We start from the raw sequence: 15,069 nt of genomic DNA on the forward strand, positions 1-15,069 counted from the left end.
CCTGTGGCCTGAATGCAGTGCATTTACAGGTGATACGGGAAGTGATACGCGGTGGCCCGCGTGTCGGAGCGGAAGCGGCGATGTGCCGGCAGGGGCTACGGATTTGCCGGAAATTGATGAGCCAACCTCGATAAGTGAATGATAATTCGGCAAAACATTGACGGGGGATGAGCGCCGACGCTACGGTGCCAACCACTGTGAGTTATCCGGCCGGCGGTGGCCATCTCTCGGCCTGGGGAGGAATTGATCTGTGTTCATTCTGCTTAATGAGAGAGGATGACGGCGCCGCCTGAGAGCGTGACCGATGGGGTCGAACCGGAGCGGGGAATCGACGCCATCGAGAATTGGGCCACCGGCTATGCCCGGCGTCATCCGCTGGCGTCGCTCGCCACGGTCGGGGACCAGTTCGTGCTCGGCGTACGCACCGTCCAGATCCTGTTCCTCGACCTCCTGACCGGTCGCTTTCAATGGCAGGAGTTCATCCGCCAGGGTGCCTTCATGGCCGGTACCGCCGTGCTCCCCACCGTGCTGGTGGCCCTGCCGATCGGCGTCACCCTCTCGATTCAGTTCGCCCTGCTGGCCGGGCAGGTCGGCGCGACGTCACTGGCCGGTGCGGCCAGCGGCCTGGCCGTGATCCGGCAGGCCGCGTCGCTCGTCGCGGCCGTTCTCATGGCCGCCGCGGTCGGGTCGGCGATCACCGCCGACCTGGGTTCGCGGACCATGCGTGAGGAAACCGATGCCATGGAGGTCATGGGAGTCTCGGTGATCCAGCGGCTGGTCGTGCCGCGGTTCGTCGCCGCGATCATGATCGGTGTCGCGCTCACCGGGGTGGTGTGCTTCGTCGGCTTCCTGGCCAGCTTCCTGTTCAACGTCTACTTCCAGAACGGTGCCCCCGGCAGCTTCGTGGCTACCTTCGCCTCGTTCGCCACCACCGGCGACATGGTCGTGGCTCTGGCGAAGGCGGTGATCTTCGGCGCGATCGTGGCCGTCGTGTCGTGCCAGAAGGGCCTGTCCACCAAAGGCGGCCCGACCGGCGTCGCGAACTCCGTGAACGCGGCGGTGGTGGAATCGATTCTGTTGCTGATGGTGGTCAACGTGGCAATCAGCCAGCTCTACATCATGTTGTTCCCCCGGGTCGGGCTGTGACATGACGGCCTCGACATTCGTCCCACCACTGCTCGCGCCGTGGGTGCGGCTGTACAAACGGGCCTCCAAGCCGGTGATGCGGCTGGGGCACATGATGGTGTTCTTCGTCCGGGCGCTGACAGCGGTACCGATCGTGCTGCGGCACTACCGCAGTGAGTTTGTCCGGCTGCTCTCCGACATCGCCTGGGGTAATGGCTCACTCGTGGTCGGTGGCGGCACCGTCGGCGTGGCGGTGGTGCTGGGTATCACCATGGGAGCGCTCGTCGGCATCGAGGGCTACAACTTCCTCGACCTCCTGGGGCTCGGCCCGGCCACCGGCATCATCTCGTCGCTGGTGAACACCCGTGAGCTGGCGCCGATCGCCGCCTCACTGGCCTTCGCAACCCAGGCCGGATGCCGGTTCACCGCACAGCTGGGGTCGATGCGGATCGCCGAGGAGATCGACGCGCTTGATTCCATTGCCATCCGGCCGATCCCGTACCTGGTCACCACGCGGTTGATGGCCGCGGTCGTCGCGGTGATCCCGCTCTACGCCCTCTGCCTGGCGGTGAGCTACTTGACCACCCAGGTGGTCGTGTTCCTGATCAGCGGCGGCTCGACCGGTTCCTACATGCATTACTTCAGCCTCATGCTGAACGGCCAGGACATCCTCTACTCGGTGCTGAAGGCGGTCATCTTCGTGTGGATCGCCTCCACCGTGCAGTGCTACTACGGGTTCTACGCCTCGGGCGGACCGGTGGGCGTGGGCGTGGCCGCCGGGCATGCCATGCGGGCCAGCATCACCGTGGTGGTCATCGTGAACATGCTGCTCACCATGGCGCTGTGGACGGTCGATTCGGGAGCGAGGTTCGGCGGCTAGATGGGTAACTCGCTGGAAACCGACGGGCGTGGGCCGTCCGACCAACAGCTGATCGGCTGTGGTGCCGCGGTTCTCGTTGTGGCAGCACTGATTTCGACATTTCTTCTGGTGAAGGCCACCGGAAAGCTGGATGAGCGGGTCCCGGTGGTGGCCGCGCTGGTCAACGTCGGCGACGGTCTGCCGCAGCGCTCCGATGTGAAGTATCACGGGGTGCTCGTCGGGATGGTCGACGATGTCGCCCCGGCCGCCAACGGCGATCCGAACTTCGTCCACATCGATCTCAAACCCGAATACGCCGGCTCCATCCCGAATACCGTGACCGCACGCGTAGTGCCCAGCAACGTCTTCGCGGTGTCGTCGGTGCAACTGATCGACCGCGCCGACGGGAGTCCGGGCCCCGCGATCGCCGCCGGCGCGCAGATCCCCGAGGACACCGAGCTTCCCACGGTGTTGTTCCAGACCACGATCAGCAAGCTGCGGGACGTACTGGCGGCGACCGGGCGCGGGCGTGAGGACAAGACGGTGGGCATCTTGGCCGCCGTGAACGCCGCTACCGAGAACCGCCGTCACGAATTGCTCACCAGCGGAGCGCAATTGAACCGTCTGATCGATCAGCTCGATTCGGTGGTGGCCTCCGAACCCGGCCCGACGACCGTCTCCGCGCTGATCGACGCCACCCACGGGTTGCAGCAGACCGCGCCCGATCTGCTCGACGCCCTGCACAAAGCCGTGCAGCCGATGCAGACCTTGGTGGAGCAGCGCTCTCAGCTGAACACGATGATCAACGGCGGGATCAACACGGTCGGTACCACCCACACCGCGTTGGACAATCACACCGACGAACTGGTCAAGACCACGTCGAACCTGACCCCGGTCCTGGGTGTGCTGGCTGACACCTCCAACAACTGGGTTCCGGCTTTCGTGAAGCTCAATCAGCTGTCGGGCAAGTTCTTCGACAACGTGTGGATGCCTGGAAATGACATCGGCAACATGCGAGTGAACCTGTCGTTGACGCCGAGCTACGCCTACACCCGTGCCGACTGTCCGCAGTACTCCGGGCTCAAGGGGCCCAGCTGTTTCACCGCCCCGCTGGTGCCGACCCGGGCGTCGCTCCCGGATGTGTTGCTGCCGGAGAACTTTCAACCGCCGGCGGATTTGACGCCGCCGGCCGGGACGGTGCTGGGCGCCAACGGGAATCTTGTCGCGGTCGGGCCGCCGTTGGTCAACCCGAACCCTGACCTGTCCGACCCGAATCCGCCGCTGCCGCCGTGGATGCCGCAGTCCGGGCCGGTGCCGGGCACGGCGAATCCCGCCCTGATGCCGACGCCGCCCCCGCCGGTGCCGCTGTCGCCGGTCGCGCCGGTGGCACCCCGGCCACCCGGTTCACCGCCGGCCGCATCGGTGCCGGGGTCGGCTCCCGCACCCGGCGCAGCACCGGCAGCGGACGCTCCGCTACTGCCGGCTGAGGCGCCGCAACCAGTTTCAGGAGAGGGAGGCCGATGAAGTACCGCGGTGCAATGATCGGCCTGTCGCTGTTCATGGTGGTCGCCCTGGGGCTGACGTGGCTGGTCTATGTCACGCTGCGCCGAGATGTGGCCGGCAAGACGGTGCCGTATGCCGCGCTGTTCTCCGACGTGTTCGGCCTGCGCGAGGGCGACGATGTCCGGATGGCCGGGGTACGGGTCGGGCGGGTCGAGAAGATCGAATTGCAGGGCGCACTGGCCAAGGTGTCGTTCGTGGTGCAGGACAACCAGCCGATGTTCGGCCGGACTTCCGCCTCGGTCACCTACCAGAACATCGTCGGTCAGCGCTATCTCGGTCTGTCGCTGGGCAATATCGGCGACCCGGGCCCGCTGCCGGTCGGCAGCGTCATCCCTATCGAGCAGACCGATCCGTCGTTCGATGTCGGGACGTTGCTCAACGGCTACGAGCCCCTGTTCAGCGTGCTCAACCCGCGTGACGCCGACAATCTGACCAAAGGCGTGATCGCCTCGCTGCAGGGCGACAACGCTTCGATCGTCGGGCTCGTCGACCAGACCGCGCAACTGACCGATTCCTTCGCCGGCCGGGATCAGGAGCTCGGAGAGGTGATCAACAATCTCAATGCGGTGGCCAAGAACCTGGCCCAGCACAATGACAGTCTCGATGAGGTGATCACCCAAACCAAGGGCATGGTCGCCACATTCGACGCCCGCCGGCCCGAGATGGTGGACTCACTGGGTTCGATCTCCAAGGTGGTGCAGCAGCTGTCGACCATCAGCGATCAGGTGTACCCGCCGCTGAACGAGCTCGTGACCCGCCAGCCCGGGTTCGCCGCTCACATGGTGGGCATCGAACCACAACTGGCGTTCGCCGGAGCAAATCTGCCCTTGTTGCTCAAGGGATTCGCTCGCATGACCAACGAGGGCGCCTACGCCACCACCTATGCGTGCGATCTGAACGCAACCGGATTCTTCCCAGGCCTCAACGACGTCACGCCGATCATCGTCGACGCGGCGACTCCTGGGAACAAGGCGGCATACACCCCCAAATGCAGGAACATGGCCAATGGTTGAGCAACTGACGAAGACGGACACACCGGCGGCGCCCAAGCCGCCGAAGAAACGGCGCCGCCCACTGGAGAGCTACAACCGGACGTGGCTCGGGATCGCCGCGATCGCCGTGGTGACCGTGCTGATCGGGGCGATGCTGATCGTCAAGGTCGCCGATGTCGGTTACCGGCAGTACACCGCGCGGTTCCAGCAGGCCGCCGCGCTCAAGGCCGGTAACCCGATCACCGTTGCCGGCATGCCGGTGGGCGAGGTGAAGAGCATGAAGCTGGCCGGCGACCACGTCGAGGCCAAACTCAAGGTGCGCGACGACGTTCCGCTCGGGGAGGATTCCCGGGCCGTCATCAAGATCACCACGATCTTGGGGTCGCGTTATCTGGCCCTGCAGCCTGCAGGCTCGGGTTCCCTGCCCGGCAACACGTTTGACCTCACCCACACCGAGGTGCCCTACGACCTGCAGGAGGCGCTGGGAGACGTCACGACCACCTTCGAGCAGGTCGACTCCGACAAGTTCGCCGAGACACTGAGCATCCTCGGTAAACAGTTGTCGGGTCTGCCGGCGGTGGTGCCGCGGGCTCTGCAGAACACGCATACCCTCGCCACCATCATCGCCGATCGACGCGACCAACTGGGATCTCTGCTGGAGACCACCAATGTGGTTGGTAACACCCTGCGTCGCCAACAGTCCACGATCGGTAACCTCGTCAACCAGGGCAATGACCTCGTCGGTGAATTCGTCATGCGCAGGGCGTCATTCCAGGCCATGCTGGCGTCGCTGACCAATCTGGTCCAGACACTGAGCGGTATCGTGGTCGATGACCGGCCGCAGTTCGAGCAACTGCTCACGAATCTGCGTGACCTGTCGGACATGTTGGGCAAGCACGACGATCTGCTGCGCAGCGTCCTGCAGTCGGGCCCGGTGGCCCTGCGCGGGCTCGCCAACGCCACCGGCAACGGCAACGCGGGGGAAATGCATGTCGGCAATGGGCTGCTGATCGACTCCTGGATGTGCGCGATCAGTGGGCGCGCCAAGCAGTTCAGCATGATTCAGTACTACAAGGACTGCAAATGAGGTTGTTCCGGAGCAAGATCCTCGCGCTGTGCGTCGTCGGCGCGGTGGCACTCGCCGCGGTGGCCGGTGTCGGCTGGTGGTTTCTGAAGGACCGGACCAACGCCATCACCGTGACCGCTCAATTCGACAGCGCCGCGGGGCTTTACGAGGGAAACACTGTGGCGGTGCTCGGTATGCAGGTGGGCCGCGTCACCAAGATCACGCCCAAGGGAAATTACGTCGAGGTCGAGTTCACGGTGGACAAGGACGTGTCGGTGCCGGCCGACGCGCAGGCGGTCACCATCTCCAATTCGATCCTCACCGACCGACAGATCGAGCTGACCCCGGCCTACCGCGGCGGTCCGACCCTGCAGAATCACGACACCATCGGATTGAACCGCACCAGGACCCCGGTCGAGTTCGCCCGCGTGCTCGATGTTTTGGACAAGTTGTCCTCCTCGTTGAAGGGCGACGGCAAGGGCAGCGGCCCGGTTGGCGATATCGTCAACGCCAGTGCGGCGATCGCCGATGGCAACGGCCAGCAGATGAAGGACGCCCTCGGTGAGTTGTCAGACGCGTTGCGGCTCAGTGCCGATCGGGGAGCGGTGACCCGGGATCAGCTCACCACGATCGTGCGCAACCTGAGTTCACTGTTCGAGGCCGCCTCCCGTAATGACGCCACGCTGCGGGAATTCGGCTCGACGGTTCGCCAGCTCAGCCAGATCCTGGCCGACGAGAACTTCGGCAGCGGCACCACCGGCAAGAAGATCAATGAGGTGATCACCCAGGTGGGCGAGGTGCTGCAGACCCACCGTGATGAGGTGAAACAGATTGTCCTCAACGGCAATACCGCGCTGAACACGGCGGTGGATCATCGGCGGGATCTGGCAGAATTCCTCGATCTGACCCCGTTGACACTGGACAACATCTACAACATCGTCGACCAGAAGAATGGCTCGGCGCGAGCACACGTTCTGGTGGACAAGGTGTTGTTCGATTCGCAGACCGTCAAGGAGGTCTGCAACATGATGGGCCTGCGTCAGCTCGGCTGCAGCACCGGCACAGTGCAGGATTTCGGCCCGGACTTCGGGCTGTCGTACATGCTCGACGGCATGGCCGCGATGGGGCAGAAATGATCAATCCGGTGCGTAAATACGTTCTGCCCGTGGTGATGACGGCGTGCCTGACCGTTTCGGGATGCGCCTCCGAAGGCCTGGCCAGCCTGCCGTTGCCGGCCCCCGGGGTCGGTTCGGGCGGCTACAAATTGACCGCGATCTTCGCCAACGCCTTGAACCTGCCGGCCAACGCCAAGGTCAAACTGGCCGGTGCGGACGTGGGTGAGCTCGAGTCGATGGTGGCGAGTAATTACACCGCGGTCACCACCCTGCGCATCATGGACGGCGTACGACTGCCTCGCGGCACCACGGCCGAATTACGATCGGCGACACCGCTGGGCGATGTTTTCGTCTCGGTACGGCCGCCGAGCCCGGTCGACCCGAACGCTCCGCTGCTCAAAAACGGCGACGTTATCGATCTGGACAACACCCGTGCTGCCGCGACCGTGGAATCGCTGCTGGGCTCGGCGGCGATCCTGGTCAACGGTGGTGCGGTGCGTAACTTCACCAACATCATCAACGGCATGGGTAAGGCCACCGGCGATCAGGGTCAGGCGTTCGGCAATCTGATCGCCAAGACGAACCACACGCTGGGCACCCTCAACGCACGTTCCGACCAGCTCTCGACCGCGATGACCGAGACGTCGCGGCTGCTGAAGCAGATCGAGGACAAGAACCAGACCGTCAGTGAGTTGATGGATGCCGCCGGGCCGGCCACCGACACCCTGGCCGAACACACCACCCAGATCGCCGATCTGATCACCCAGATCGGCGATACCTCAGCACAATTGCGCAAGTTTCCGTCGATCGCGGGCACCGACACGAGCGGGCGCAGCGTGATCGCCGATGCCAACAAGGTGGCGGGTGCCTGGAACGACGTGGCGCTGTCTCCGGATGCCTCGCTGTATGCGCTCAACCGGATGATGCCGCCCTTGGTGAAAGCGACTTCCGGCAGCGGCCTTTCGGTGCGGGCCAGTATCGACCGCCTCATCCTGGGTTCGATTCCCGATATCGGGTTCGCCGGTGATTCAGGGTTGCACGGCCCCAAGCGCTACAACTGGCATCAGCTGGTCGGCTCGTTGCAGTACACGTTGTTGCGGCTGCAGGAGCGCGTCGTCGGCCGCGGCCCAGCGGTGCCGCAGATGCCGGTGATCCCCAGCCCGACAGAGCCCGGCGAGATCGTGCCGGCGCCCGAGGCTCCTCCGGAGGTGCCAGGCGCGGCGCCGCCTCCCGAGGCTCCTGCGGCCGAGACCCCGGCCGGGGTGCCGCCCGCGGAGGTGCCGCGATGATCAACGCATTCGCGGATTTCGCGGTCGGCGTGGTCCGGGCCGGGTACCGGCGCCGCGCCTGGCTTTCGGCAGGCGCGCTGGTGATGACCCTCGTAGTGGCCGGTGCCTACCTGATGATCGGGGCGCTGCGGGTCAAGCCCTTCGACTCCAGCTACCGCATCACCATCGAATTGCCGGAATCGGCCGGCCTGCTGCCCAATCAGGATGTGACGCTGCGCGGGGTCCGCGTCGGACGGGTCGAACGGCTCAACATCACGCCCACCGGGGTCAGTGCCGTCGTCAACGTGAACTCGGCGGTGTCCATCCCGAAGTCCAGCGATGTGCGGGTGTCCGGGCTGTCCCCGGCCGGTGAGCAGTACATCGACTTCGCGGCGAATACGGCAGACGGGCCGTTTCTCACCGACGGCAGTGTGATCGGCCTGGGCAAGGCCACCGTGCCGGTCAGCCTGGCCCAGCTGCTCGCCGACGCCGACGGTGCGCTGGCTCAGGTCGACATCAAAAAGCTCGAGGTGATCCGCAGGGAATTGAGCATGTCGCAGGCGGGTCCGCGCAAGCTGGCCGACGTCATCGACGGCGGCACGTTCCTGCTGTCGACACTGGATTCGGTGCTGCCCGAGACGGTGAGCGTGCTGCGTAACAGCCGCGTGGTGTTCAACCTGATGTCCGAGAAGAATGCCGGCATCGCAGTGGCGTCGGACAATCTCGACTCGACGTTCGACGGGATCAACAAGATGCGTGACGGCTTCCGCCGGCTCACGGATCAGACCCCGGGAGCGTTGAACTCGGTCGACAACCTGTTCACCGACAACTCCGACACCATGGTGCAGCTGCTCGGAAGCCTCGCCAGCACTTCGCAATTGCTCTATTTGCGGGTGCCGGCGCTGAATGCACTGTTCCCGAACTACCGCACCTCGGTACTCGACGCACTGGGCAGCGTCATGCATGACAACGGGCTGTGGGCGACCGCTGACATCTACCCGCGCTACTCCTGTGACTACGGAACACCGCGCCGGCCACCGGCGTCGGCGGACTACCCCGAGCCTTACATGTACACCTACTGCCGCGACGATCATCCCGGTGTCCTGGTCCGTGGCGCCAAGAACGCGCCACGTCCGGCCGGCGACGACACGGCAGGCCCGCCACCCGGGGCTGATCTGGGGCGCACCACCGACCCGACACCTCGGGGGCGCTACACCATTCCGACGCCCTACGGTGGTCCGACCCTCCCGATCGAACCGCCCCGCTAAACCACCCAACCTCACCTAAAGGAGATGACGGTGACTGTGACGACTGACAAGAAGATCGACGGCGATCAGACCGAAACCGTGGATGACGCAATCGGTATCGAAGAGGCGGCCGAGGAGATCGTCGAGTCCGACGCCAAGGATGAGTCTGAGGTCGAGTCCGACGACGAAGTCAAGGAAGAAGCCAAGGAAGAAACCAAGGCCGAGTCTGAGACCGACGGCGAAGAGGTCGCCGAGGCGGAGCCTGAGTCGGAGGGCGCGTCGGGCGGCTGGCGCAGCCGGGGACTCGTCGGCGCGGTGGCCTTCGTCTTCATTGCCTCCCTGGCACTTTCGGGTTTCCTCGGCTGGAAGCTGTGGCAGAGCGAGCAGGTGGCGAAGGCCGGCCAGCAGGCGCAGGACGCCGCGGTGGCCTACGCTCAGATCCTGACGAGCATCGACTCCGACAAGGTCGACGAGAACTTCAATCAGGTGCTGGCCGGCGCGACCGGCGAGTTCAAAGACATGTACTCGCAATCGAGCGTCCAGCTGCGCCAACTGCTCATCGACAACAAGGCCACGGCACACGGCGTGGTCGTGCAGTCGGCCGTGCAGTCGGCGAGCAAGGACCAGGTCGTGGTGCTCTTGTTCGTCGACCAGTCGGTGTCCAACAGCACCGTGCCCGATCCGCGGATCGACCGTAGCCGCATCAAGATGACGATGCAGAAGGTCGACGGGCAGTGGCGTGCAAGCAAAGTGGAACTCCCCTGAGGTATTGACATGTTGCGCATCGGCAAGCTGATCGGCGCGGCGGCGCTGGCGGCGGCAGCCATCACGACCGCTCCGTCCGCCGCGGCGTCGGCAGCAACTTTCTGCGACGAACTGGCCGGCCAGTGGGATGGGCAGTTCTGTCACACGTCGGTGACCTCGGACCGAAAAGCGGTTCGTGACATCAAGATGGCGCTGCCCGGTGATCTGGTGGAAAACCCCGTCATCCGGCAGTACCTGACCAACCTGATGAACAACTGGCGCAACGCCGCTCAGAAGATGGCCGCCGACAGCTTCGGCGAGGAGCAGTTCGAGATTTTCCAGCATGGCGACGCGACGACGGCCGTTTTCCACGAGATGTACTCAGGGACGGTCGGTACCGATGCGCTGTCACACCCGAACGCGCCTATCGTCAGCGACGCCTACCGCACCTTCACGTTCGCCGGCGGGCGGCAGGTGCAGCTGGCCGACCTGTTCAAACCGGGCGCCGACCACCGGGCCGAGATCCCGCGCCTGGGTGAGCCGTTCATCGTCGCCGCGCTCGATGCCGCACCGCCGCCGCACCAGCCCGGCACCTATCCGTTTACCCCGGATCGCTGGACCCCGGACAAGGTGTATTCGGGCGGCTACAAGGCCTGGGCGCTGACGCCGGACGAGTTGATCCTGTACATGCCGGACTATCCGGTCGGTCGTGACTCCCCGATCAATTTCACCCCGGGAGCGATGCAGTGGTCGATGGATGGCGGCACCGTGCAGGCGCACATCCCGCTCTCTGCGCTCGCCCCGGTGCTGCAGCCGCAGTACGGCGGGGTCTGACCCTCTTCACTCTGGGCCGGTAGACGCATCAGGCCTTTCGATTCTTCACGAGGCTAAAGGGTTACTCGGCCCAGGTTCGTTGCCACCATGAGCTGCACTTGATCAGTGCGACTCCATGGGGGACAACGGCCATGCGCCTATTCAGTTCGGTACTCGCGATGCTCAGTGCACTCGTGTTGGTACTGACCGCGTGCGGCTCGTCGGGCGGGTCGGCGCGCACTGAGGACGGCAAGACGGTGGTGAGGTACCAGGGCTGGGCCGGCGAAGTCCGCTTCCAGGAACTGGCCGAGGACCTCGGGTATTACCAGAAGATCAAGCTGGATTGGGTGGGGAACACCACCAGCGGGCCGCAAGATATCCAGTCGGTCGCCACCGGCGATATCGACGTGGGTGAGGCGTTCAACGGTGCTGTGGTCAAACTCAACGCCGCCGGCGCACCGATCACCTCGGTGCTCAGTTCCTACGGTGCCGACGAGGGCGAGTACACCGGGTACTTCGTGCTGGAGAACAGCCCGATCCGCTCGGCCCGCGACCTGATCGGCAAGAAGGTCGGGATGAACACCCTTGGCGCCCATCATGAGTTCCTGACCCGGGAGTGGCTGGCCAAGGAGGGATTGACCCCCGACGAGATCAAGACGGTGACCCTCACCGTGGTGCCACCGGTGAACACCGAGCAGGCGTTGCGGGAGAAGCAGATCGACGTCGCAGCGCTCAACGGAATCTGGCGGGAGACCGCGCAGCAACGCGGTGGGATCCGGCCGCTGTTCACGGACAAGTCACTGTTCGGGGCGTTCAGCTACGGAACCTACGTGGTCCGTGACGATTTCCTGGCAAAGAACCGGGATGTGGTGGCCGATTTCGTGCAGGGCACCGCGCGGGCCATCCGCTGGACCCAGGTGACCCCGCGCGACGAGGTCGTGGCCAAGTTCCGCGAGATCATCGACACGCGCAAGCGCAACGAGGACACCCAGTCCATCGAATACTGGCGCAGCTCAGGCATTCCGGTGCCCGGCGCGGTGATCGCCGAACGCGAACTGCAGACCTGGATCGACTGGCTGGTCCGTAACGGCGAGCTGAAGGAGGGACAGTTGAAGGCGAAGGATCTGTACACCAACGAGTTCAACCCGTACGCCAACGGCACCTATCCCGATGACAGTGGCCCCGATGGGAAAGGGTTGGCGCACAGGTGAGCGCGCCACCCAAGCTGAGCCTGCGCCAGGTGACCAAGCAGTTCGCGATCCGTGGCGAGAAGGCCAAGTTCACCGCAATTCAGGACATCAGCATCGACCTGGCTGCAGGGGAGTTCCTGGTGCTGGTCGGGCCGAGTGGCTGTGGAAAGTCGACCCTGTTGGACCTATTGGGCGGGCTGACCCAGCCGACGTCGGGGGAGATCCTGCTCGACGGCAAGCCGGTCACAGGTCCCGGTCTGGATCGCGGCATCGTCTTCCAGCAGTACGCGTTGCTGCCGTGGCGCACCGCCCGAAAGAACATCGAATTCGGCCTGGAGGCAAAAGGTTTGCCGGCGGCCGAGCGCCGGCGACGGGCCGAGGAGTATCTGGAGCTGGTCGGGCTGCAGGGCTTCGCGGATCGTTACCCGCACGAACTGTCCGGTGGTATGAAGCAGCGTGTCGCGATCGCCCGCAGCCTGGCGTTCGACCCGGAGGTGCTGCTGATGGATGAGCCGTTCGCCGCGCTGGATGCCCAGACCCGGGAGTCCCTGCAGGATGAGCTGCTGAGGATCTGGCAGGCCACCGGCAAGACCATCCTGTTCATCACCCACGGCATCGACGAGGCACTGTATCTCGGCCAGCGGGTCGCCGTGCTGACCTCAAGGCCGGGACGGATCAAGAAGATCGTCGACGTCGACATCGACCGCAGCACCGACGACATCCGATCCAGCGAGGGGTTCCGGGCGCAACGTCACCACATCTGGTCGCTGCTGCACGACGAGGTGGAACGCGCCCGGTCCGAGGAGGTCCAACATGTCTAGCGCAGTTGCCGTGGCCCCCGTCCCGGTGTCTGTCGACGAACCGGTCGAGACGCCGACGGAGACGCCGGAGCACGTGCGTCGCGGTCGACGGTTACCGGCCCTGGCGTGGCGCCTGCTGCGTCCCACCGTGGTAGTCGCCGCGTTCCTGGGGCTGTGGGAGGTGGCACCGCGCGTCGGGTTGGTGGACAAGGTGTTCCTGCCGCCGTTCTCCGAGGTCGTCAGCGCGTGGTTCACCCTCCTGGGCAACGGTCAACTGGCCGAACATGTTTCGGCCAGCCTGTCGCGTGCCCTGGTCGGCCTGGCCATTGCGATCGTGGTCAGCATCCCGCTCGGGGTGGCCATTGCCTGGTACCGGCCGGTCGCGGAGTTCCTCAACCCGATCCTTGAGTTGTTCCGCAACACCGCCGCACTGGCGCTGTTGCCGGTCTTCATCCTGATCCTGGGCATCGGCGAAACCTCCAAGGTGGCGCTGGTGATCTACGCGGCGTCGTTTCCGATTCTGCTCAACACCATCTCCGGGGTGCGCACCGTGGATCCCCTGCTGATCAAATCGGCCCGCTCTCTCGGGCTTTCGCCGATCCGACTGTTCCAGAAGGTGATCCTGCCCGCGGCGGTGCCAACCATCTTCACCGGCCTGCGCATGGCGGCGGCCTCCTCGATCCTGGTGCTCATAGCCGCCGAGATGGTCGGCGCCAAGGCCGGATTGGGATATCTGATCACCGCATCGCAGCTGAACTTCCAGATCCCCAACATGTACGCCGGCATCGTCACCATCGCCCTGGTGGGCGTCGTCTTCAACGGCATCGTCGTGGCCATCGAGGGGCGGTTGTCGGGCTGGCGCGCCACCACATAGCAAAGGACTTTCATGACGCGACAATTTCATCTCAACGCCTTCCTCATGGGGGTCGGCCACCACGAGGCGGCCTGGCGGCACCCACGCACCGATGTCCGAAACCTCACCGACGTCAAGCACTTCCAGCGTCTCGCCCGGCTGTCCGAACGTGGCAAGCTCGACTCGGTGTTCTTCGCCGACGGGCTGGCGGTGGGGCCGCGGGTGAAGCACAACACGCAGGCGATCTTCGAACCGATCACGCTGCTGACCGCGATGGCGGCGGTCACCGAGCACGTCGGTCTGATCGCCACCGCCACCACCGGCTACATCGAGCCCTACACCCTGGCCCGCAACTTCGCGTCGCTGGATCACATCAGCGGCGGCCGCGCCGGCTGGAACATCGTCACCTCGGCAGGTGAGGACGAGGCGGCCAATTTCGGTGTCGAGGGCATTCCCGACCATGCCGGGCGTTATCGGCGCGCCGCTGAATTCGTCGATGTGGCAACGGCTTTGTGGGACAGCTGGGAAGACGACGCACTGGTTCTCGACCAGTCCACCGGCATCTTTGCCGACCCGGACCGGGTGCACCGCATCGACCACGACGGGGAACACTTCACGGTCCGCGGCCCGCTGAACTCGCCGCGTTCGGTGCAGGGCCGTCCGCTGCTCGTGCAGGCCGGGTCCTCGGAGTCGGGCAAAGATTTCGCGGGACGCTACGCCGAGGCGATCTTCACCGCACAGCGCTCGGTGGAAGACGGGAAGGCGTTCTACCGCGACGTGAAGGCCCGGGCGGTGAAGTTCGGCCGCAGCGCCGACGAGGTGAAGATCCTGCCCGGCATCGTGCCGTTCATCGGCCCCACCGAGGAGGCCGCGTCAGAGTTGGAACAACAGTTCACCGACCTGATCTCGCCCGAGTACTCATTACGTCAGCTGTCGCAGATGCTCGGAGTCGATCTGACCGCGCACGCACTCGACGCTCCGTTGCCGGCCCTGCCGCCCATCGAGCAGATCCAGGGCAACAAGAGCCGCTACCAATTGGTGAAGGACCTCGCCGGCAGCGAGTCGCTGACTGTGCGTCAGTTGATCGCCAAACTGGGCGGCGGGCGCGGGCACCGGACCTTCGCCGGCACCGCCGAGCAGGTGGCCGACAACCTGGAGCTGTGGTTCACCGAGGGCGCGGCCGACGGGTTCAACATCATGCCGCCGTATCTGCCCGGCGGTCTGGAGGATTTCGTCGATCAGGTGGTGCCGATCCTGCAACGCCGTGGGTTGTTCCGCACCGACTACACCGCGACGACGCTGCGCGGGCACTACGGGCTGGCGCACCGGCCCAGCCGCTACACGGCGACGGCGGCCGAAACCAGCGCCTGAGCGCCCTCCCCGCACCGCGAGCGTGCGTGTCTGTTGCCCGGCGCGCCGCTCGCGGCCGACATT

14 protein-coding genes are annotated in these 15,069 nt (G+C 65.1%); all 14 read left to right on the forward strand.

Annotated features, from left to right (window positions below; all coding sequences use genetic code 11):
• The first annotated feature begins 276 nt into the window (after nucleotides 1–276).
• The 14 genes from AB0I14_RS25230 to AB0I14_RS25295 all read left to right on the forward strand — a co-directional run bounded on the left by AB0I14_RS25230 (nucleotide 277) and on the right by AB0I14_RS25295 (nucleotide 15,006).
• Nucleotides 277–1,146 (forward strand): ABC transporter permease, encoded by an 870-nt coding sequence (locus AB0I14_RS25230; RefSeq protein ID WP_358027504.1) that lies wholly within the window; start codon nucleotides 277–279, stop codon nucleotides 1,144–1,146.
• 1 nt (nucleotide 1,147) lies between these two features.
• Nucleotides 1,148–2,005 carry an ABC transporter permease gene (locus AB0I14_RS25235; RefSeq protein ID WP_358027506.1) on the forward strand — a complete coding sequence of 286 codons (858 nt, stop codon included), beginning with the start codon at nucleotides 1,148–1,150 and terminating at the stop codon, nucleotides 2,003–2,005.
• A complete protein-coding gene (locus AB0I14_RS25240) occupies nucleotides 2,006–3,508 on the forward strand; it encodes an MCE family protein (RefSeq protein ID WP_358027509.1) in 1,503 nt (500 codons plus the stop codon).
• A complete protein-coding gene (locus AB0I14_RS25245; protein WP_358027512.1) occupies nucleotides 3,505–4,560 on the forward strand; it encodes an MlaD family protein in 1,056 nt (351 codons plus the stop codon). The genes AB0I14_RS25240 and AB0I14_RS25245 overlap by 4 nt, the downstream gene beginning before the upstream one ends.
• Nucleotides 4,553–5,626 (forward strand): MlaD family protein, encoded by a 1,074-nt coding sequence (locus tag AB0I14_RS25250; protein WP_358027515.1) that lies wholly within the window; start codon nucleotides 4,553–4,555, stop codon nucleotides 5,624–5,626. Before AB0I14_RS25245 ends, AB0I14_RS25250 begins: the two co-directional genes overlap by 8 nt.
• Complete coding sequence (locus AB0I14_RS25255; RefSeq protein ID WP_358027518.1) at nucleotides 5,623–6,741, forward strand: MCE family protein; 1,119 nt, start codon at nucleotides 5,623–5,625, stop codon at nucleotides 6,739–6,741. Before AB0I14_RS25250 ends, AB0I14_RS25255 begins: the two co-directional genes overlap by 4 nt.
• Nucleotides 6,738–8,009 (forward strand): MCE family protein, encoded by a 1,272-nt coding sequence (locus AB0I14_RS25260; protein ID WP_358027521.1) that lies wholly within the window; start codon nucleotides 6,738–6,740, stop codon nucleotides 8,007–8,009. The genes AB0I14_RS25255 and AB0I14_RS25260 overlap by 4 nt, the downstream gene beginning before the upstream one ends.
• Nucleotides 8,006–9,256 (forward strand): MlaD family protein, encoded by a 1,251-nt coding sequence (locus AB0I14_RS25265; RefSeq protein WP_358027523.1) that lies wholly within the window; start codon nucleotides 8,006–8,008, stop codon nucleotides 9,254–9,256. Before AB0I14_RS25260 ends, AB0I14_RS25265 begins: the two co-directional genes overlap by 4 nt.
• 24 nt (nucleotides 9,257–9,280) lie before the next feature.
• Nucleotides 9,281–10,000, forward strand: coding sequence for a DUF3329 domain-containing protein (locus AB0I14_RS25270; RefSeq protein WP_358027526.1), 720 nt, complete (start codon nucleotides 9,281–9,283; stop codon nucleotides 9,998–10,000).
• Between the two features lie 9 nt (nucleotides 10,001–10,009).
• Nucleotides 10,010–10,813, forward strand: coding sequence for a mannan-binding family protein (locus AB0I14_RS25275; protein ID WP_358027528.1), 804 nt, complete (start codon nucleotides 10,010–10,012; stop codon nucleotides 10,811–10,813).
• 158 nt (nucleotides 10,814–10,971) lie between these two features.
• Entirely contained in the window at nucleotides 10,972–12,003 is a 1,032-nt protein-coding gene (locus tag AB0I14_RS25280) for an ABC transporter substrate-binding protein (RefSeq protein WP_358027893.1), read from the forward strand.
• Nucleotides 12,000–12,803 carry an ABC transporter ATP-binding protein gene (locus tag AB0I14_RS25285; protein WP_358027531.1) on the forward strand — a complete coding sequence of 268 codons (804 nt, stop codon included), beginning with the start codon at nucleotides 12,000–12,002 and terminating at the stop codon, nucleotides 12,801–12,803. Before AB0I14_RS25280 ends, AB0I14_RS25285 begins: the two co-directional genes overlap by 4 nt.
• Complete coding sequence (locus AB0I14_RS25290) at nucleotides 12,796–13,656, forward strand: ABC transporter permease (RefSeq protein WP_358027533.1); 861 nt, start codon at nucleotides 12,796–12,798, stop codon at nucleotides 13,654–13,656. Before AB0I14_RS25285 ends, AB0I14_RS25290 begins: the two co-directional genes overlap by 8 nt.
• 12 nt (nucleotides 13,657–13,668) lie before the next feature.
• Nucleotides 13,669–15,006: an LLM class flavin-dependent oxidoreductase gene (locus AB0I14_RS25295; RefSeq protein ID WP_358027535.1), complete on the forward strand. Its 1,338-nt coding sequence runs from the start codon at nucleotides 13,669–13,671 to the stop codon at nucleotides 15,004–15,006.
• The last annotated feature ends 63 nt before the right edge of the window (nucleotides 15,007–15,069 follow it).

Origin of the sequence: Mycobacterium sp. NPDC050441 (genome assembly GCF_040655355.1) — a bacterium.
Taxonomy (GTDB): domain Bacteria; phylum Actinomycetota; class Actinomycetes; order Mycobacteriales; family Mycobacteriaceae; genus Mycobacterium.

What these genes read in the sequence shown, in the direction of transcription:
- AB0I14_RS25230 (WP_358027504.1), top strand. Translation starts at nt 277, where the DNA reads ATGACGGCGCCGCCTGAGAGCGTGACCGATGGGGTCGAACCGGAGCGG.
- AB0I14_RS25235 (WP_358027506.1), top strand. Translation starts at nt 1,148, where the DNA reads ATGACGGCCTCGACATTCGTCCCACCACTGCTCGCGCCGTGGGTGCGG.
- AB0I14_RS25240 (WP_358027509.1), top strand. Translation starts at nt 2,006, where the DNA reads ATGGGTAACTCGCTGGAAACCGACGGGCGTGGGCCGTCCGACCAACAG.
- AB0I14_RS25245 (WP_358027512.1), top strand. Translation starts at nt 3,505, where the DNA reads ATGAAGTACCGCGGTGCAATGATCGGCCTGTCGCTGTTCATGGTGGTC.
- AB0I14_RS25250 (WP_358027515.1), top strand. Translation starts at nt 4,553, where the DNA reads ATGGTTGAGCAACTGACGAAGACGGACACACCGGCGGCGCCCAAGCCG.
- AB0I14_RS25255 (WP_358027518.1), top strand. Translation starts at nt 5,623, where the DNA reads ATGAGGTTGTTCCGGAGCAAGATCCTCGCGCTGTGCGTCGTCGGCGCG.
- AB0I14_RS25260 (WP_358027521.1), top strand. Translation starts at nt 6,738, where the DNA reads ATGATCAATCCGGTGCGTAAATACGTTCTGCCCGTGGTGATGACGGCG.
- AB0I14_RS25265 (WP_358027523.1), top strand. Translation starts at nt 8,006, where the DNA reads ATGATCAACGCATTCGCGGATTTCGCGGTCGGCGTGGTCCGGGCCGGG.
- AB0I14_RS25270 (WP_358027526.1), top strand. Translation starts at nt 9,281, where the DNA reads ATGACGGTGACTGTGACGACTGACAAGAAGATCGACGGCGATCAGACC.
- AB0I14_RS25275 (WP_358027528.1), top strand. Translation starts at nt 10,010, where the DNA reads ATGTTGCGCATCGGCAAGCTGATCGGCGCGGCGGCGCTGGCGGCGGCA.
- AB0I14_RS25280 (WP_358027893.1), top strand. Translation starts at nt 10,972, where the DNA reads ATGCTCAGTGCACTCGTGTTGGTACTGACCGCGTGCGGCTCGTCGGGC.
- AB0I14_RS25290 (WP_358027533.1), top strand. Translation starts at nt 12,796, where the DNA reads ATGTCTAGCGCAGTTGCCGTGGCCCCCGTCCCGGTGTCTGTCGACGAA.
- AB0I14_RS25295 (WP_358027535.1), top strand. Translation starts at nt 13,669, where the DNA reads ATGACGCGACAATTTCATCTCAACGCCTTCCTCATGGGGGTCGGCCAC.